At 64.5% G+C, this 18,762-nt stretch carries 16 protein-coding genes; 9 read left to right on the forward strand and 7 right to left on the reverse strand.

The genetic code is table 11. The features are described 5' to 3' along the window. The first annotated feature begins 98 nt into the window (after positions 1-98). The 5 genes from ENHY17A_RS13460 (at position 99) to ENHY17A_RS13480 (ending at position 6,250) form a co-directional block, all read left to right on the forward strand. A complete protein-coding gene (locus ENHY17A_RS13460; protein WP_159713476.1) occupies positions 99-905 on the forward strand; it encodes a hypothetical protein in 807 nt (268 codons plus the stop codon). 106 nt (positions 906-1,011) lie between these two features. After that, a complete protein-coding gene (locus ENHY17A_RS13465; RefSeq protein ID WP_159713478.1) occupies positions 1,012-1,731 on the forward strand; it encodes a response regulator in 720 nt (239 codons plus the stop codon). Between the two features lie 2 nt (positions 1,732-1,733). Next, positions 1,734-3,113, forward strand: a complete 1,380-nt coding sequence (locus tag ENHY17A_RS13470) for a sensor histidine kinase (protein ID WP_236548060.1) — start codon at positions 1,734-1,736, stop codon at positions 3,111-3,113. A 141-nt stretch (positions 3,114-3,254) separates the two neighbouring features. After that, on the forward strand, positions 3,255-3,950 hold the full coding sequence (locus ENHY17A_RS13475; RefSeq protein ID WP_159713480.1) for an endonuclease/exonuclease/phosphatase family protein: 696 nt from the start codon (positions 3,255-3,257) through the stop codon (positions 3,948-3,950). Positions 3,951-3,967: 17 nt separating this feature from the next. Next, positions 3,968-6,250, forward strand: coding sequence for a patatin-like protein (locus tag ENHY17A_RS13480; protein ID WP_159713482.1), 2,283 nt, complete (start codon positions 3,968-3,970; stop codon positions 6,248-6,250). Positions 6,251-6,253: 3 nt separating this feature from the next. Here ENHY17A_RS13480 and ENHY17A_RS13485 read toward each other — a convergent pair whose 3' ends face one another. Further along, complete coding sequence (locus ENHY17A_RS13485) at positions 6,254-6,502, reverse strand: DUF7218 family protein (RefSeq protein WP_159713484.1); 249 nt, start codon at positions 6,500-6,502, stop codon at positions 6,254-6,256. Positions 6,503-6,634: 132 nt separating this feature from the next. Here ENHY17A_RS13485 and purF point away from each other — a divergent pair, with 132 nt between their 5' ends. Further along, positions 6,635-8,092: an amidophosphoribosyltransferase gene (gene purF, locus ENHY17A_RS13490; RefSeq protein ID WP_159714666.1), complete on the forward strand. Its 1,458-nt coding sequence runs from the start codon at positions 6,635-6,637 to the stop codon at positions 8,090-8,092. Between the two features lie 27 nt (positions 8,093-8,119). Continuing rightward, positions 8,120-8,830: an SDR family NAD(P)-dependent oxidoreductase gene (locus ENHY17A_RS13495; RefSeq protein WP_159713486.1), complete on the forward strand. Its 711-nt coding sequence runs from the start codon at positions 8,120-8,122 to the stop codon at positions 8,828-8,830. Between the two features lie 129 nt (positions 8,831-8,959). Here ENHY17A_RS13495 and ENHY17A_RS13500 read toward each other — a convergent pair whose 3' ends face one another. From ENHY17A_RS13500 to ENHY17A_RS13525, 6 genes are all read right to left on the reverse strand, one after another. Beyond that, entirely contained in the window at positions 8,960-10,180 is a 1,221-nt protein-coding gene (locus ENHY17A_RS13500) for a serine hydrolase (protein ID WP_159713488.1), read from the reverse strand. A gap of 5 nt (positions 10,181-10,185) precedes the next feature. Beyond that, positions 10,186-11,445: a class I SAM-dependent methyltransferase gene (locus tag ENHY17A_RS13505; protein WP_443018299.1), complete on the reverse strand. Its 1,260-nt coding sequence runs from the start codon at positions 11,443-11,445 to the stop codon at positions 10,186-10,188. Between the two features lie 150 nt (positions 11,446-11,595). Continuing rightward, entirely contained in the window at positions 11,596-12,969 is a 1,374-nt protein-coding gene (locus tag ENHY17A_RS13510) for a cryptochrome/photolyase family protein (protein WP_159713492.1), read from the reverse strand. A 147-nt stretch (positions 12,970-13,116) separates the two neighbouring features. After that, positions 13,117-14,157, reverse strand: coding sequence for a 2-oxoacid:ferredoxin oxidoreductase subunit beta (locus ENHY17A_RS13515; RefSeq protein WP_159713494.1), 1,041 nt, complete (start codon positions 14,155-14,157; stop codon positions 13,117-13,119). Beyond that, on the reverse strand, positions 14,154-16,031 hold the full coding sequence (locus ENHY17A_RS13520) for a 2-oxoacid:acceptor oxidoreductase subunit alpha (protein WP_159713496.1): 1,878 nt from the start codon (positions 16,029-16,031) through the stop codon (positions 14,154-14,156). Before ENHY17A_RS13520 ends, ENHY17A_RS13515 begins: the two co-directional genes overlap by 4 nt. Positions 16,032-16,074: 43 nt before the next feature. Beyond that, positions 16,075-17,037 carry a histone deacetylase family protein gene (locus ENHY17A_RS13525; RefSeq protein ID WP_159713498.1) on the reverse strand — a complete coding sequence of 321 codons (963 nt, stop codon included), beginning with the start codon at positions 17,035-17,037 and terminating at the stop codon, positions 16,075-16,077. Between the two features lie 83 nt (positions 17,038-17,120). Between ENHY17A_RS13525 and ENHY17A_RS13530 the strand changes: the two genes are divergently transcribed. Together ENHY17A_RS13530 and ENHY17A_RS13535 are read left to right on the forward strand one after the other, a co-directional pair. Continuing rightward, positions 17,121-18,098 carry an alpha/beta hydrolase gene (locus ENHY17A_RS13530; RefSeq protein WP_159713500.1) on the forward strand — a complete coding sequence of 326 codons (978 nt, stop codon included), beginning with the start codon at positions 17,121-17,123 and terminating at the stop codon, positions 18,096-18,098. A 108-nt stretch (positions 18,099-18,206) separates the two neighbouring features. Further along, positions 18,207-18,701 carry an RNA pyrophosphohydrolase gene (locus ENHY17A_RS13535; protein ID WP_159713502.1) on the forward strand — a complete coding sequence of 165 codons (495 nt, stop codon included), beginning with the start codon at positions 18,207-18,209 and terminating at the stop codon, positions 18,699-18,701. Positions 18,702-18,762: the final 61 nt, after the last annotated feature.

An 18,762-nucleotide genomic window follows, 5' to 3' on the forward strand; every position in this document is an offset into this window, starting at 1 on the left:
ACAATTCGCCCCGCGCATGACATAGGCCTGCGACAGCCAACGTCCATTTTCCAGACCATCGACGCGGTCGTTCGCGTCACGGAACAAGGACGCTACCGATGAACAATCGACTTTTCATGGCCGCAGCACTTGCCGCCACCGCGATGACCGGCGTTGCGATCGCCGCGCAGGACGCGCCGAGCGCCGCGATGCAGGGCGCCAAGAAGACACCCGCCGACGCCAATCGCGACGGCATGATCACCCGCGCAGAAGTCCTCGCCCAGGCCGATTCCCAATTCGCGCGGCTCGACGCCAATGGCGACGGCCAGATTTCCGCCGAGGAACGCACGGCAATGCGCGGCAAGCGCGGTGGCGGCATGAAGAAAATGGGCATGGGCCAGGGTCGCCTGGCCCAGTTCGACACCGATGGCGATGGCCAGATTTCTGCCGACGAACGCGGTGAAGCGCGCGAAGCGATGAAGGGCCAGCGTCAGGCACGGCTCGACACCGATAATGACGGCACCATCACCGACGCCGAACGCGCCACCGCCAAGGCCAGCCGTACCGCCCGTCGCGCGCAGATGACCGAGCGGATGGACGCCAACAACGACGGCTCCGTCTCTGCCGAGGAACGCGCGGCGTTCCGCGAAGCGCGGCAGGCTCGCCGTGCCGAGGGTGGCGAAGGCCCGCGCATGGGTCGCCGGGGCGGTGCAGCGATGCTCGCCCGCGTCGATACCGACGGTAACGGCACGATCAGCCGCGACGAACATCGTGCTGCGGCGGTCGCCCGCTTCACCGCGATGGATGCCAATCAAGACGGCCGTGTCGATGCCGCCGAGCGTCAGGCGCACCGCGCCGACCGCCAGGGGCGGCGCGCAGAGATGCGGGCGCAGCGTGACGCGCCCGTTGCGGCGCCGACCAACTAAGGTCGCGCCGAAACCGGACCGCCGGGCGGGGGTATCAGCCCCCTCCTCCCCCTGCCCGGCGGCAACCGGCCCTTTTCTCCGCCCAAGGACCTGCTAACCGATGGATATGGCCGAAACTCCCCATCTGCTGCTGGTCGACGACGAACGCTCGATCCGCGAACCGCTGGCACAATATCTGACCAAGCAGGGTTTTCGCGTGACCCAGGTCGGCGATGCCGAGGCTGCGCGCACGCGGCTTCAGGCCTATGCCATCGATCTCGTCATTCTCGACATCATGATGCCGGGCGAGGACGGGCTCAGCCTGTGCCGCCACATCCGCGCGACCAGCGAGACGCCGGTGATCCTGTTGACCGCCAAGTCGGAAGAAACCGACCGTATCGTCGGGCTGGAAATGGGCGCCGACGATTATGTCGTGAAGCCCTTCTCCCCGCGCGAACTCGCCGCGCGCATCCGCGTCGTGCTGCGCCGCATGGCGGCAGGCGGCGCGCGGCAACATGCGCCCGAGACGGGCAGCTATGCCTTTTCGGGCTGGGTGCTGAAGACGGGCGAGCGCAGCCTGGTCGATCGCGAAGGCGTGTCGGTGCCGCTGTCGACCGGCGAGTACAACCTGCTTCTCGCGCTCGTCACCCGCCCGCGTCAGGTGCTGACCCGCGACCAGCTGCTCGATCTGACGCAAGGCCGCGAAGCCGCCGCGTTCGACCGTGCGATCGACAATCAGGTCAGCCGGTTGCGCAAGAAGATCGAGCTGGATGCCAAGTCGCCCGAACTCATCAAGACCGTCTGGGGCGGCGGCTACACGCTCGCCAGTGAAGTCACGCGACTTTGACGATCCGGCGTTTCCTGCCCTCCAGCCTGACCGGCCAGATCGCGCTGCTGGTCGCGCTTGCGCTGTTCGTCGCACAGGCGATCAATTTCGGGCTGATCTTTCGCGAGCGTCAGGCGCTGCGCTTCAATCAGGTTACCGCACCCGCCATCACCCGCGTCGTCGACGCGATCGAGCGGCTGCGTGCCGGACGGACGCTGGTCATCCCCCGCCTCGACCGCCGTGGAGAAGGCGGACCCGAACGCCGGGGCGGCCGGATCGAACTGGTCTCCGCCAATCCCATTCCCACGGGCCTTGCCCCTGCTCGCGACGTCGAGGACGGGCTTCGTACCGCGCTGACCGACCTCGGCCTTCCGCATGGTCGAATCGTCACCGCCGTGCGCGAAGTGGATCCCAGCGACCCGCGCTTCGCCGCCTATCCACGCAAACGGCTCGAACGGCTGACACGCATCGGAGCGGAACTTCTGATTGCGGTCGAGGTGCCGGGCGAAGGCTGGCTGACCTTGTCCACCGGCTGGCAGCGCGGCGCGCAGGGCATTGTGTGGCGGTTGGCGGCGCAAACGCTGATCTTCTACATCATCGTCCTCATCCCGCTGTTATGGGTCGGACGCCGCATCACCAAACCGCTCAAATCGCTCGCCTCCGCCGCGCGGGAATTTCGCCCTGGCGAAGAGGGGCAGCCCGTCGAGGAACGCGGCCCTGACGACGTGCGCGCGGTGATCGCCGCCTATAACGGCATGGGCGCACGCGTCACCGCGATGCTTGATGAAAAGGATCGGATGCTGGGCGCGATCGGCCATGATCTGCGAACACCGCTCGCAGCCCTTCGCGTCCGCATCGAATCGGTCGACGACGACGCCGATCGCGCGCGCATGGCCGAGATCATCGACGAGATGAACCGGATGCTCGACGACATCCTGTCGCTGGCCCGGCTGGGTCGGTCGAGCGAACCCGTCACCGACGTCGATCTGGCGGCGCTGGTTGATGCCGTGGTCGAGGATTTTCGCGATATTGGCGCTACGGTCACGCTGGAGGACAGCCCCCGCATCCGCGCCCGGATGCGCCCCGCGCTGATGCGTCGTGCGGTGCGCAACCTGATCGAGAACGCCGTCAAATATGCTGGCGGTGCCGAGGTTCGGCTGAACACCCCGCCGGGATCGGTCGCGATCGAAGTCTGCGACCGCGGACCCGGCATCCCGCAGGACAAGCTCGACGCCGTCTTCGATCCCTTCACCCGACTGGAGACGTCGCGTAACCGCGACACCGGCGGGATCGGGTTGGGCCTGTCGCTGGCACGCGCGATCGTGCGCGAAGCGGGCGGGTCGATCCTGCTCGCCAATCGTGACGGCGGCGGCCTGATCGCAACCATCACCCTGCCGCGATAGTTACGCAAATTCCTCCCCCACCGGGGGGACCAGCGAAGCTGATTGAGGGGGTGCCGCAAACGTCGCGCTCGCTTGGGTCGCCCCCTCCGTCAGGCTGCGCCTGCCACCTCCCCCGATGGGGAGGAATGTTTTGGGAACCGCATGATCAAGGTCGCCAGCTACAATATGCGAAAGTCGATCGGGACCGACCGTCGTCGCCGTCCCGAACGCACGCTTCAGGTCCTGAAAGAAATCGACGCCGATGTGATCGCGCTGCAAGAGGCGGATCGCCGTTTCGGCGCGCGCGCCAGCGTGATGACTCCGCATTTGCTGGAAGAGCATAGCGACTGGAAAGCGGTGCCCATCGCGCTTCGCGACCGGTCGATGGGCTGGCACGGCAATGCACTGCTGGTGCGCAAAAGCGCCGAAATACTGGATTGCGAAGCGATCCACCTGCCCGCGCTGGAGCCCCGCGGGGCGGTGATGGCGGATCTGAAAATCAACGGCAAGAAACTGCGCGTCGTCGGCATGCATCTGGACCTGTCGGGGCTATGGCGGCGGCGTCAGGCGCACGCGATCCTCGCGCATCTCGACCATGAGCGAGCGGCGATGCCGACCGTGATGATGGGCGACCTTAATGAATGGTCGGCGCGACTGGGCTGCGTGCGCGATTTCTGTCGTCATTACGACATGGCCGATACCGGACCGAGCTTCCACGCCCGCCGCCCGGTCGCGAAGCTCGACCGCATATTGGTGTCGAAGGAACTGAAAGTCACCGAATGCGGCGTCCATGCCAGCATGGCCGCACGCACCGCTTCCGATCACTTGCCGATCTGGGCTAGGTTGTCGCGAAGCTAGGGGAGCGACCGGACAGAATGCGCGAAAAGGAATTGCGGCTGGCGCTCGTCTGCTACGGCGGGATCAGCCTGGCCGTGTATATGCACGGCATTACCAAGGAAATCTGGCGACTGTCCTCCGCCAGCCGGGCATTCGCCGATGGCGATCCGCCCGCACCGGGCAGCCAGGGCGTCTATCGCGCGCTGCTTCAGGACATTGAGGATGAGACCGGCATCCGCCTGCGCGTGCTGATCGACATCATCGCGGGCGCAAGCGCCGGCGGCATCAACGGCGTGTTTTTGGCGCAAGCCATCACCACCGGCCAGCCGCTTGAGCCGCTGACGCAGATGTGGCTCGACAATGCCGATGCCGACGCGCTGCTCGACCCCGATCAGGCGCCCAAATCGGGCATGACCAAATTCTGGGCCGCGCCGATCGCGTGGATGGCGGCGAAAAAGGGGATCACTGTCGATGGCACGGTGGACCCGGAGGAACGCGAGGAAGTGCAGGCCAAATTGCTGCGCTTCGTCCGCTCGCGCTGGTTCGAGCCGCCGTTCGGGGGCAAGCGGCTTCTGAACATGATCCTAGACGCGCTCGACGCGATGGCGAAATCGCCCAAGGCCAAGCGGCTGCTCCCGAATGGCCAGCCACTCGATCTGTTCGTCACCGTCACCGATTTCGGCGGGCATCCCGAACGACTGCAGCTGAATTCTCCGCCCGAAGTGGTCGAGACCGAGCACCGCCTGGTCCTGTCCTTCACCGATCATGGCGGTACTCCCGATACGCTCGCACATCCAGCCGAACTCGCCTTCGCGGCGCGCGCGACGTCGAGCTTTCCCGGCGCCTTTCCTGCCTTCACCGTTGCCGAACTGGACGCGGTCGCCAAGGACCGCAAGATGCGCTGGCCGGGACGCAAGGCGTTCCTCAGCCGCACCCTGCCGCGCCATTTCTCGATCGGACGGGCGGATCACGCGGCGCTCATCGACGGCTCGGTCCTCGCCAATGCTCCCTTCCGGCCTGCGATCGAGGCGCTTCGCGAACGCCCAGCGCATCGCCAGATCGACCGGCGCTTCGTCTATATCGACCCGTCGCCCGGCATGACCTTTGCGCTGCGCAGCAATGGCGACGAGGCGCCCGGATTCTTCCGTACCGTCATCGGTGCGCTGAGCGAGCTGCCGCGCCACCAGCCGATTCGCGACAATCTCGACGCACTGTCCGAACGATCCGAAAAGATCGAACGGATGCTGACCATCCTAGAGCGAATCCGAGAGGAAGTGGAAGCGCAGGTCGAATCGCTGTTCGGTTATACGCTGTTTCTCGATTACCCCACGCCCAAGCGGCTGGAGAATTGGCGCAAACGCGCGCAGAATGCGGCCGCGGCCAAGGCGGGATATGGCCACACCGCCTATGCGCTGCTCAAACTGGACGGCATCGTCGATCGCACCGCCACCACGCTGAACACCATCGCGGGCAAGCCCGATCATGACGCCTGGCACCGGATACGCGCTCGCGTCGCCGCTGCGGTCGAGGCACGCGGCGCACACGAATTTTCGGCGAAGTCGTCCAATGCCGCGGCGATCGAGTTCCTGCGCGCGCACGATCTGGGTTTCCGCATCCGGCGTTTGCGTCTGCTCGCGCGCCGCCTGGCCGAACTCGACGCAACGCATGGCGAGGCCGAGTTGAAGCCGATGCGCGATGCGATTTACGATGCGCTTGCCGCGTATCTGGAATGCGAACGATCGGACCGTTATCGCGGGCTCCGCCCCGAGATGAGGGGGATGGACGACGACGCTGCGCCCTTGCTCGACAGGCTGGAGGCGGCAATGGATCTTCGCCGCCTGGACGATGAAACCGATGCCGCACTGTCGCGCGCGCTGAGCAGCCTGGACAAGGAGCTTCGGCGGCCGATGCTGCTCGCCTATCTGGGATTTCCATTCTTCGACATCGCGACGCTGCCGATGCTGCAAGGCGAGGGGCTGGACGAATTCGACCCCATCCGCATCGACCGAATTTCGCCCGACGACTGCAACACCATCCGCGCGGGCGGGGCAGCGGCGACATTGAAAGGCATTCAGTTCAACAACTTCGGTGCGTTCTTCAGCCGTGCCTATCGCGAGAACGACTATCTCTGGGGACGGCTGCACGGGGCCGATCGGCTGATCGACATCGTGATTTCGACCTTGCCTGACAACACGCCGCTTAAGCCGGGCACCGTCGCCGCTTTCAAGCGTCGCGCGTTTCATGCCATCCTCGACGAAGAACAGCCCCGGCTGAAAACCGCCGAGCGGCTTATCGCCTCGCTCAGGCTGGAGATCGGCTGACGATCAATGCGATCGAATCGCCTTGATCAACTCATCCTTGGTCATGTCCGACCGTCCCTCGATGCCGATTTCCTGGGCTTCATCGTACAGCGCGTCCTTCGACCGGTCATCGAGTGTCTTGCCCTTATGGTCGATCGTCCCGGCCGCCTTGGCATTGGCGATCCGCGCGGCCTTCTCCTTCGATTCGCCCTGTCGGCGCAGGTCTTCGTAGAGTTTGTCGTCCTTGATCTGGGGTCCGTGGTCTTTGGCCATCGCGCGGCTCCTTGGCTGAGCTAGCAAAACGCCCAATTCCACATGAGGTTCAGCCATGTGTGACAAAGGGGGGACAAAGCGGCCAACCCTCCCTATATGGCCGGTGACTTGGATCACGTGAAGCTGGGCCGCATGCTGACCACCAACCCATATGACGACGACAAACTCCGCGAAGAATGCGGCGTGTTCGGGGTATCCGGCGCAGAAGGAGCAGCCGCGCTCGTCGCGCTCGGCCTCCACGCGCTGCAACATCGCGGTCAGGAAGCCGTCGGTATTTCCAGCTTCGACGGCCAGCAATTCCACACCCACCGCGCAATGGGTCACGTGGCGGGCAATTTCGACCGGCCAGAGATCATCGATGCGCTGGCGGGCGATGTCGCCGCGGGCCATGTCCGCTATTCGACCACCGGCGAGACGGCACTTCGCAACGTACAGCCGCTTTATGCCGAACTCGCATCGGGCGGGTTCGCGATCGCGCATAACGGCAATATCTCGAACGCGATGCGGTTGCGGCGCGACCTGATTCGGTCAGGATCGATCTTTCAGTCCACCAGCGATACCGAGACGATCATCCATCTGGTCGCGACGTCGCATTACCGGACGTTGCTCGACAAGTTCATCGATGCGCTGAAGCGGATCGAAGGCGCCTATTCGCTGATCGTGATGACGCCCGAAGGCATGATCGCCTGTCGTGATCCGCTGGGCATCCGGCCGCTGGTGATGGGCAAGCTCGGCGAAAGCGTGATTTTCGCGTCGGAAACCGTCGCGCTCGACGTGGTTGGGGCGACCTATGAACGCGATGTCGAGCCAGGCGAACTGGTGATCGTCAAGGGCACCGAAGTCCGATCGATCCGGCCCTTCGCGGCGCGTCCCGCGCGGCCCTGCATCTTCGAATGGGTGTATTTCTCGCGCCCCGATTCGATTGCGGAAGATCGTTCGGTCTATTCGGTGCGCAAGGAAATCGGCGCGCAATTGGCGGCCGAATCTCCGGTCGATGCCGATCTGGTGATCCCGGTCCCCGATTCGGGCGTACCCGCCGCAATCGGATACGCGCAGGCATCGGGCATCCCGTTCGAACTTGGCATTATCCGGTCGCATTATGTCGGGCGCACCTTCATCCAGCCGGGCGACAAGGTCCGCCATCTGGGCGTCAAGCTGAAGCACAATGCCAACCGATCGCTGATCGCAGGCAAGCGCGTGATCCTGGTCGACGATTCGATCGTGCGCGGAACTACCAGCCTGAAAATCGTGCAGATGATGCGCGATGCGGGCGCGGCGGAGGTCCACATGCGGATCGCATCGCCGCCGACGCGGCACAGCTGCTTCTACGGCGTCGATACGCCCGAGCGCGCCAAGCTGCTTGCCGCCAAGCACGATGTCGGCGGCATGACCGATTTCATCCATGCCGACAGCCTGGCGTTCGTCTCGATCGACGGGCTCTACAAGGCGCTGGGCCAGCCGGCGCGCGCCGAGCGCGAGCCTGGCTATTGTGACGCCTGCTTCACCGGCGACTACCCCACCCCGCTGACCGATCAGGATGAAACCACCCAGGTCGATCAGTTCGCAATGCTCGAAGAACGCGTGGGCTGACCCCTTCGCTTACCCACAGGAACTGAGATGACCGACAAGCCCTTTGCCGACCGGATCGCGCTCGTCACCGGCGCATCGCGCGGGATCGGCGCAGCCACCGCCCTCGCGCTCGGCGCGCGCGGTGCGCATGTCGTACTGACGGCACGCACCGCAGCCGCGCTCGAGGAAGTCGAGGAGCGCATCCATGACGCTGGCGGATCAGCGACGATCGCACCCCTCGACCTGATCGACGGCGACAGCGTCGCGCGGCTGGCGCAGGCGGTAACCGAACGCTGGGGCAAGCTCGACATGCTGGTGCTGAACGCCGCGACGCTTGGCCAGCTATCCGCAGTGCCGGCGATCGACATGAAGGAAATGGCGCGGCTGTTGACCCTCAACGTCAGCGCACAGGCGGCGTTGATCGCGTCGTTCGACGACCTGCTCAAGAAAAGCGGTCGGGGGCGCGTGGTCGGCCTGACCTCCAGCGTCGGTCGCCGCCCGCGTCCCTATTGGGGCCTATACGGCGCGTCGAAGGCAGCGTTCGACACGCTGCTGTCGAGCTATTCCGAGGAACATCGCGGTCTGGACAAGGTCCGCGTCGCGATCGTCGATCCCGGGGCGACCCGCACCAAGATGCGCGAGCGCGCCTATCCTGGCGAAGACCCCAACAGCGTGAAACTGCCGGAGGTCATCGGCGACCGCATCGCCGCGCTGCTGGCCGAGGATTTCCAGACCAGCTATTTCGAACGCGTCGAGTAAGCTCCTCCCCGGCACGGGGAGGGGGACCATCCGAAGGATGGTGGAGGGGGCGGGCCTCAGAAGCTGCGCTGCGTGGCACGCCCCCTCCGTCAGCACTTCGTGCTGCCACCTCCCCGTACCGGGGAGGAATTACTGCCCAGCCGCCGCCATCAATTCACTCACGAACTTCAACCGCGGCATCGTCAGGTCAGTCCCCGTCGCCCGCGGCCACGCGCTGACGATCGCGACGACGGTCCTCGTCTTCGGATCGACCGTGATCGACTGCCCGAAAATCCCCTGCCCGCCATACATCTCGCCGGGATAGGTCCACCACTGATAGCCATAGCCGAACCCGGCGGCGTTCAGCGTCACATGCGCCCGCGTCGCCTCCGCGATCCAGCCCTCGGGCACCAGCCCCGCGCCGCCCTCCAGCGCGAACTGACCCATCCGCGCATAATCGCGCAACGACACCGACAGACAGCAGCCCGACACTTCCTGACCGCTGGGGTCGGTCATCCAGAAGGCATCGGCCTCCATGCCATACGGCTTCCAGATCTTTTCGCTCAGATAAGTCGCGATCGACCGATCGCCGATGGCGTTCGACACCAGTACGCCGATCAAATTGGTCTCGCCGGTCTTGTACACGAACTTTTCGCCCGGCGTCGTCTCGCGCGGCAGCGTCCGCATGTAGGCGACGGTCGCGTCCATCCCTGCGGGCGCGGGCGTGGCGTACATGCGCGCGACGTCCGAATTGGGGTCGGTGTAACTCTCGTTCCATTTCACGCCCGACGTCATCGTCAGCAGTTGCGCGATGGTCACCCCGTCATAGCCGGAGCCCGCCAGTTCGGGAATGTAGCGCGTCACCGGCTCGTCCACCGACTGGATGAAGCCGTCCTTGATCGCTGCGCCGACCAGCGTCGAGGTGAAGGATTTGGCGACCGAAAAGCTGGTCCAGCGCCCCTCGCGCCCAAAGCCCAGACCGTAGCGTTCGAGCCGAACGCGACCGTCCTGAAGCACGATCAGTCCGGCGACGTTGTTGGCCTTCATATAGGCATCGATGGTCGCGCCATCGACCGGCAGCGGCACACCTGCGGGTAGCGCTTTCACCCGCGATCCTGCCTCCACGACATAACCGGGAAAGATTTTTTCCATGTTGCGAAAATTGCGTTCGCGGGTCGGCTGGTCCCAGAACAGAATTTCCGAGCCGACCTGCTGCATCCGCGCCATGTCGCCCGGCGCGACGGTCATTGCGGTGGAGACGACTGCATCCTTCGCGACCGGATAGCCCTGGGGCGAAACCGTCTGCGTCTCCGCCGCGCATCCCGCCAGCATTACGATCGCGGCGATCCCGCCGAGCAGCCCTGCGCGCATTCCCCTCACCCCTTTTTCACCAGCGTCACCTGAGCCACGTCGATCGCGCCGCCCCGGAACCCGCCTTCGCAATACATCAGATAGTAACGCCAAAGCTCGCGGAATGCGTTGTCGAATGCAACCGGTATCCGCCCCTCACGATCTGCCGCATCGAACGCTTCGCGCCACTGCCGCAGCGTCTCGGCATAGTCCGCGCCGAAATGATGCGCGTCGGTCCATTCCAGCCCGTTCGCCTCGGCAATCCGGCGAAAGCGGCTTTCCGAAATCAGCAGGCCGCCGGGAAAGACATAGGTCTGGATGAAATCGACGTTCGCGGCGTAATGCTCGAAAATCGCATCGTCGATCGCGATATACTGGATTGCCGCGTGACCACCGGGTTTTAGGACGCGTGCGATCGTTTGCAGGTAAACGGGCCAATATTCCTGGCCCACCGCCTCGACCATCTCGATGCTGGCGACCGCGTCGTAGCTGCCCACGACATCGCGGTAGTCGGTCAGTTCGACCGCGACTCCCGACAATCCCGCCGCGGCCATCCGCGCCTCGACATGACGCTTTTGCTCCTCGGCAAGCGTCAGCGCGTGGACCCGACGCCCGCCCCGCGCGGCGGTTTCTGCGAATGAGCCCCAGCCGCATCCGATCTCCAAAATCGTGTCGCCGGGTTCGGTCGCGGTACGATCGAGGATTGCGTCCAGCTTTGCCTGCTGCGCCGCTTCGAGCGATTGCTCACCGGAAAACAAGGCGCTCGAATAGGTCAGCGTCGGATCGAGCCATTCGCGGTAGAAATCATTCCCCAGATCATAATGATAGGCGATGTTGCGCCGCGATCCCGCCTTGTCGTTCCGCCGCAACCGGTGCGCCAGCCGGCGGAACACGCGGGTCGCCGGGCTCGCACGCCCCAGCAATGCCAGCGTCGTGCGGTTGAGCGTGAAAATCTCGAACAACGGCACCGGATCGGGCGAGGACCAGTCGCCCCGCGCCCAGGCCTCATACCATCCGGCAGAGCCGCCTGCGGCCAGGCTGATGAGCGCGCGCCAGCTTCGTAGGTGGACGATCGGATGCGGCCCCGGCCTTCGCCCGCCGAGCAGCCGCGTGGTGCCATCGGGCAGGCTCGCCTCGATCGCACCGTCGACGATCGCGGCGTCCATCCGGTCGAGGAAACTGAGGAATAGCGCGGCGAACGGATTGAGCAGGCGATCGATCGCCCGCGCGCGATGCCCGCGCGGCGAGACGACCCGGCGTCCGCGATTGCCACGTTCGATATTCACTGACGACCCACCCCACCCGTCATTCCCGCGAAGGCGGGAATCCATAACCTATGTCGGAACATATGGATTCCCGCCTTCGCGGGAATGACGATGAGCAGCGTTGGCATCCCGTCCCTAATGCACTGCATTCGTCTCACCGCAAGCTTTCGCTCACTTCACTTTCGCATAAGCCGCCAGCGCCCGCTCGCGCCCTTCGCGGTGGCCGATGACTTTGGCCGGATAATCCTTCGGACGACACCCATGCTCGTCGGGATCGTGGATCACTGCGTCCGATAGTTTCGCCAGCTCCGGCACCCATTCGCGAATATAATCGCCCGCGTCGAATTTCTCCGATTGCGACAGCGGCGCCATGATCCGGCTGAACATATTGGAATCGATTCCGGTCCCCGCGACCCATTGCCAGTTGACCGCGTTCGATCCGTAATCAGCATCGACCAACGTGTCCCAGAACCATTGTTCGCCATGACGCCAATCGATCAGCAAATGTTTGATCAGGAACGATGCGGCGATCATCCGCACCCGGTTGTGCATCCAGCCGGTCGTCCAGAGTTGCCGCATACCGGCGTCCACAATCGGATATCCGGTGCGCCCCTGCTTCCATGCCGCGAAATCGCCTTTCGCTTCGCGCAAGTCGCGCCACGGCAGCGGATCGAACCGGTCGCGCGCGTTTTTCGATGCGTATTCGGGAAATTGCAGGATCACGTTCTGCGCATAATCGCGCCAGCCAATCTCGCCCAGAAACACATCGACCGATCCGCCTGCCTTCATCGTCCGGTGCCAGACATAGGCGGGCGACACCTCGCCGAAATGGAGATGCGGCGACAGGCGCGAACTCCCCTCGACGGATGGCAGGTTGCGGGTCGCGTCATAGTCCGCCGCTTCACTTACGAAATCATCGACCCGCGCTCGCGCCCCGTCCTCGCCCGGAGACCATTCCTGGGCGAACCCTGTCGCCCAGTCGGGCTTGGTCGGCAGCAAATCCCAATCGGCCAGCGTGTCCGATTTGGGCCAGGAGGACGGCGCTGGGATATCGCGCGGTCGATTGGCCGGATCGGGCGGCGGCATATGCTCTTTCAGTGCCCGCCAGAACGGCGTGTAGATCTTGTACGGATCGCCGCTCCCGGTCGTCACCGAACCCGGCGGCAACAAGTAATTCCCGTCATGGCAAACCAGATCAAGCGCCTGTGCCACGGCACGCTCGGCATTGCGCCACCATGGCTCGTAATGCCGGATGCAATGGACGCGCGTCGTCCCGACGTCATCGGCCAGTTCGCCAAGCACCGTATCGGATTTCCCACGCCGCAGGATCAGCCGCGATCCCTTGTCGCGCAGCGCCGCACCGAGACTGGCGAGACTGTGATGCAGCCACCACCGAGACGCGCCGCCCATCTTGCGATGCTTGGGGGTATCGTCGTCGAGGATATAGACCGGGACCACGGGCCCTTCCGACGCGGCAGCGATCAATGCGGCTTGATCCGATAAGCGAAGGTCGCGGCGAAACCAGAGAATAGTGGGGGTGGTCATGTCCGATAGAAGCCCGTTACTTTGGACTTGTTCCAGCCGTCCGCATTAAGCCCGTCATTCCCGCGAAGGCGGGAATCCATTAGCGCCGACATGGGTTATGGATTCCCGCCTTCGCGGGAATGACGCTTGACCCCAGCAATCCGCGGATCACTCGGCGCGCGGTTCCTTTTCCACCTGCCAGGTCTGGCCCTTGCTGACGAGTTTCTGCAAATCGGGCGTCTTGCCCTCGCTGACTGCCCTGTTCTGCGCAACGACCGCGCTTTCGAAGGTCGGACGCGGATCGTCATAAATCACGCCTAGCCCGACCGGAAAGCCCTCGCCCAGTTCCACCAGCATGTGCGCGACCGAACGGTTGGTCTGGTCATGGACCAGCACGCCCGCACCCTCCCAATCATTGCCGACGACATCGACGACTTTCAACGCCAGCGCGTCGCGGTCGAGCGCGATGCCCTTTACCCCGCCCGCCTTCTCGCTACCGAACAGCATCGGCTTGCCATGGTCGAGCCACAACTGCCCCATCGCGGCATTGGGCTTGGCCGTGAACGGCGCGAACACATCGTCATTATAGACGATGCAGTTCTGATAGATTTCGAGGAACGCCGCGCCCTGATGCGCGTGCGCAGCCTTGAGCACATTGGTCAGGTTCTTGTGGACGTCGATCCCGCGCGCGACGAACCGCGCACCCGCGCCCAGTGCGAAGGCGCATGGCGATGCCGGGCGATCGACCGAGCCGAACGGCGTCGACGGACTGCGCGTACCGACGCGGCTGGTGGGCGAGTATTGCCCCTTGGTCAGGCCGTAAATCTCGTTGTTGAACAGCAGGACCTGGCAATTCAGGTTCCGCCGCAGCAGGTGCATCGTGTGATTGCCGCCGATCGACAGCGCATCGCCGTCGCCTGTGATGATCCACACATCCAGATCCGGATTGGCGAGCTTCACCCCCGTCGCGACCGCAGGCGCGCGCCCATGAATCGTGTGGAAGCCGTAGGTTTCCATATAATAGGGAAAGCGCGACGAGCAGCCGATGCCGCTGACGAACACGGTGTTCTCCGGCTTAACGCCCAGTTCGGGCATGGTCCGCTGAACCGCCTTCAGCACGGCATAATCGCCGCAGCCTGGGCACCAGCGGACTTCCTGATCGGTTTCCCAATCCTTGGGCGTCGTCTTGATGGGGGTCAGGTCGTTCATGCGAGCGCGCCTTCGATTGCGTCTTCGATTTCGGCGATGCGGAAAGGTTGTCCCGACACCTTGTTGAGCGGTCTGGCGTCGACCAGGAACTGGTCGCGGAGCACCGTCTTCAACTGCCCGGTGTTCATCTCGGGAACGAGAATACGCTCGTAACCCCTCAACAGATCACCCAGATTTTTGGGCATCGGCCAGATGTGGCGGATATGGACATGCGCCACATCCAGCCCCTTGCGCCGCGCGCGACGTACCGCCTGGTGGATCGGGCCAAAGGTCGATCCCCAGCCGACGACCACCAACTTGCCGCTCGTCTCACCCAGCTCGACGGTCTGATCGGGAATGTCGATCCCCTCGACCTTCATGCGGCGAATATCGGTCATCGCCTGATGGTTTTCGGCGCTGTATTCGATGTTGCCGGTGCCGAGCTGCTTTTCGATCCCGCCGATACGGTGAAGCAGCCCCGGTGTCCCCGGCTTGACCCAGGGTCGTGCCAGCTTGTCGTCACGGCCATAAGGCAGGAACTTCTCGCCCTCGTCCGGTAGTGCCGTGTGATGCGTGACCGGAAACGGCGCATAATCGCTCATGTCCGGCACTTTCCACGGCTCGGCGGCATTGGCGATATAGCCGTCGGTCAGGATCATCACCGGCGTCATATATTGCGTCGCGATCCGAACCGCCTCGATCGCCACGTCGAAGCAGTCGGCAGCGGAGCGCGCGGCGATGACCGGCATCGGCGCATCGCCATTGCGGCCATAAACGGCCTGATAAAGGTCGGACTGCTCGGTCTTGGTCGGCAAACCGGTCGACGGCCCGCCGCGCTGCGAATTGACGATCACCAGCGGCAATTCCGTCATGATTGCCAGCCCCATCGCTTCGCCCTTCAGCGCGATGCCCGGTCCGGACGACGACGTAACGCCCAACTGCCCAGCATAGGAAGCGCCCAACGCCGCCGCGATTGCCGCGATTTCGTCCTCCGCCTGGAAGGTGGTGACGCTGTATTCCTTGAACCGCGACAGGTGATGCAGAATCGCAGACGCCGGGGTGATCGGATAGCCGCCAAAGAACATCGGCAAGTCGGCAAGCTGCGCGCCCGCGATCAGCCCGAGCGAAATCGATTCCGCCCCCGTGACCGTGCGATACAGGCCGGGCTCGGCGGGTGCCGCGGGCAAATGCACCTGCCCCACGCCCATCGCGCCCAGTTCCGCGGTTTCGCCATACGCATGGCCCGCATTCAGCGCGGCGATGTTGGCTTCCGCCAACTCCGGCGCCTTGGCGAACTTGGTCTTTAGCCAGTCGACGATCGGCTGACGGTCGCGATCGAACATCCACAGCGCCAACCCCAGCGTCCACATATTCTTGCAGCGCAACGCTTCCTTGTTGCCCAGCCCGAACGGCTTCACGGCATCCAGCGTCAGTTGCGAGATGTTGAGTTTGAGCAGCTGCCATTTGCCGAGGCTTTCGTCCTCCAGCGGGTTGGCGGCATATTTCGCCTTGTCGAGATTGCGCTGACCGAACTCGCCTTCGTCGGCGATGATCAGACCGCCGGGCTTCAATGCCTCGACATTGGTTTTCAGCGCCGCCGGGTTCATCGCGATCAGCACGTCGGGCTGGTCGCCCGCGGTTTCGATCGCCGCCGACCCGAAATTGATCTGAAAGGCCGACACGCCGAACAATGTGCCCTGCGGTGCGCGGATTTCTGCGGGAAAGTCGGGGAATGTCGCCAGATCGTTTCCGGCGAGCGCGGTCGACAGCGTGAACTGGCCGCCGGTCAACTGCATCCCGTCGCCCGAGTCCCCGGCAAAGCGCACCACCACGGCCTCTGGCGGCGGGTTCGCCGCGGCCTCCTGCGGGGTGACCTCGTGAATTGCGGTAGCCATGTTCAATCTGGTCCTTGCGGAATTCGCGTTGTTTGCGCGCTCTCTACGCGGGCGCGCCACACCCGTCCAAGGTAGAATGTTGCGGGGCGGTTGCAATCGCTACTTTGTGCAAGCCGAAGCCCTGGGCCAGCGCGAGCACCGACGCGACATGCCGTCCGGCGACTTCGATCAGGTCCGCGCCATAGCCGCCACCCAGCGTACTGGCGAGCGGCAGGCCCAATCGAACGGCTAGCCCCGCGATATAGGCTTCGCGCGCCGCCAGCCCCGCATGGGACAGGTTCAACCGCCCCAGCCGGTCGCCGACGAACGGATCGACCCCCGCCTGATACATCAGCATCGACGGACGAAAATCGGCGATCAACGGCTCCAGCGTACCCGCAAGCGATTCGAGATATTCGTCATCGCTCACCCCGTCCGGCAATCCGACGTCCAGCGTCGAGCGTGCCTTGCGTGCCGGAAAATTCTTCTCGGCATGGATGGAATAGGTCGCGATGTCGGTGCGCCCTGCCAGCAGCGACGCAGTGCCGTCGCCCTGATGCACGTCGCAATCGACGATCAGGATGCGGGCGGTCCTGCCCTCCTCTACCAGACGATGCGCTGCGACCGCCAGATCGTTGAACACGCAATAGCCAGCGCCCGTCTGGTACAGCGCATGATGGCTGCCGCCTGCGCTGTTGACCGCAAAGCCCTTGTCGAGCGCCTCGACCCCTGCCCGCCACGTGCCGCCCGGCACCCGAGCCGATCGTCGTGCGACCTGCGCCGTCACTTCGAAGCCGATGCGACGCGTCTTTTCGGGCGGCACGCGCTGTTCGAACACTTCCGCGACATAATCGGGGTCGTGCACCGCCTCGAGCCAAATGCGCGGCATCATCTGGGGCTCGATCCAGTCGATCGCCGCGCCGCTCGTCGTCAGCAACGCGTGCACCAAACCATATTTGTTGGTCTGGTGCGGACTGCCACTGCGCGCCGGACCGATATAGTCGGGATGGTGCACCACCGGGATCATTGCCGCTTTTCTCTCCGTGCCGTTTCGCTAAGCATGACAACAACCGCGATACCATGTGTTCGAAAATACCGGGAGAGCCGCAGATGACCGAGCCCTATGTCCGTCCCGACGTTCGCCAGTTCCTCGCCTATCTGAACGCACTGCCGGGGCCGAAGATGCACGAGATGGGCGCGGGGCCAGCGCGCGAAGTGTATCGCGCGACCAAGGATGTGGCCGACCTCCCCGTCGGCGATCTGGCCGTCATCCGCGATTTGACCATCCCCGGCCCGGCGGGCGACATCCCCGCTCGGCTGTTCGACGCGCAGGAAGCGCGCGAGCCCGGCCCGGTCATGGTCTTCTTCCACGGCGGCGGCTTCGTCATCGGCGATCTGGATACCCATGCGGGTTTTTGTGCGGAGGCGGCGCGGATGCTCGACGTGCCGGTGGTGTCCGTCGACTATCGGCTCGCTCCCGAGCACAAATGGCCCGCCGCGCCGGACGATTGCGAAGCCGCCGCGCGCTGGGTCGCGACCAGCCCAGAGGCGCTGGGTCGCAAGGTGACGAGCCTGATCCTGTGCGGAGACAGCGCGGGTGGCACGCTGACCATCACCGCCGCGCTCGACCTGCGCGACCGGCCCGCTGCGGTGCCGGTTATCGCGCAACTGCCCATCTATCCTGCCGCCGATATGAGCCGCGATTATTCATCGATGGCCGCGTTCGGCGAAGGTTATCTGCTGACCCGGGACACGATGACGTGGTTCAACGACTGCTACGCCGCCGACATCACCCATATGCGCGGATCGCCGATGAATGCCGACCTGACCGGCCTTCCCCCCGCGGTGGTGATGACCGCAAGCCTGGACCCGATCCGCGACCAGGGCCGCGCCTATGCGGGCGCGCTAGCGGCGGCGGGGGTCCCCGTGATCTTTCGTGAGGCGGTCGGCAATGTTCACGGCTTCATCAATCTGCGCCAGGCGATCCCGTCGAGCCAGGGCGATGTCGCGGGCTATCTGCTGGCGGCAAAGACGGTGATTGCTGAAGCGGAGGCCAACCGGGTGATGGCGCAAGCGGCGGGAAGCTGAGCCACGTTTCTCGACTTCGCTCGAAACAAACGGCTATTGGGTCCACATACCTCTTTTCCGTTCGTTTCGAGCGAAGTCGAGAAACGCATCCCGAAAGCCAGCCTCTAGATGACCGATCCCACGACCCTCCCCTACCGCCCATGCGCAGGTGTCATGCTGCTCAACCGCGACGGCAAGGTGTTCGTCGGCCAGCGCCTCGATTCGACGCTGGAGGCGTGGCAGATGCCGCAGGGCGGGATCGATGAGGGCGAGGACGCGCTGACCGCCGCGATCCGCGAGCTCGGAGAAGAAGCGGGGATCGCGCCGCATCATGTCGAACTGATCGCCGAAGCGGGGGAGGAACTTCAGTACGATCTGCCGGACGACCTGATCGGGAAACTCTGGAAGGGCAAATGGCGCGGCCAGCGACAACGCTGGTTCCTGTTCGCATTCAACGGCGAGGATGGCGACGTGAATATCGCCACCGACCATGCCGAATTCCGCGCGTGGCGCTGGATCGAGCCGGCCGAACTGCCCAATGTCATCGTCCCCTTCAAACGCGCGTTGTACGAACGGCTGCTCGACCTGTTCGCGCCGCACCTTCCCCGAAACGAACCGCGCTGACGCGGCGGCAACCCGTCGCAAAGCGCCTTTTCTCTGCCACGTTCGCGCGTTAGGAAGCCAT

This window comes from Sphingomonas sp. AX6 (assembly GCF_902506605.1).
Lineage (GTDB): Bacteria > Pseudomonadota > Alphaproteobacteria > Sphingomonadales > Sphingomonadaceae > Sphingomonas.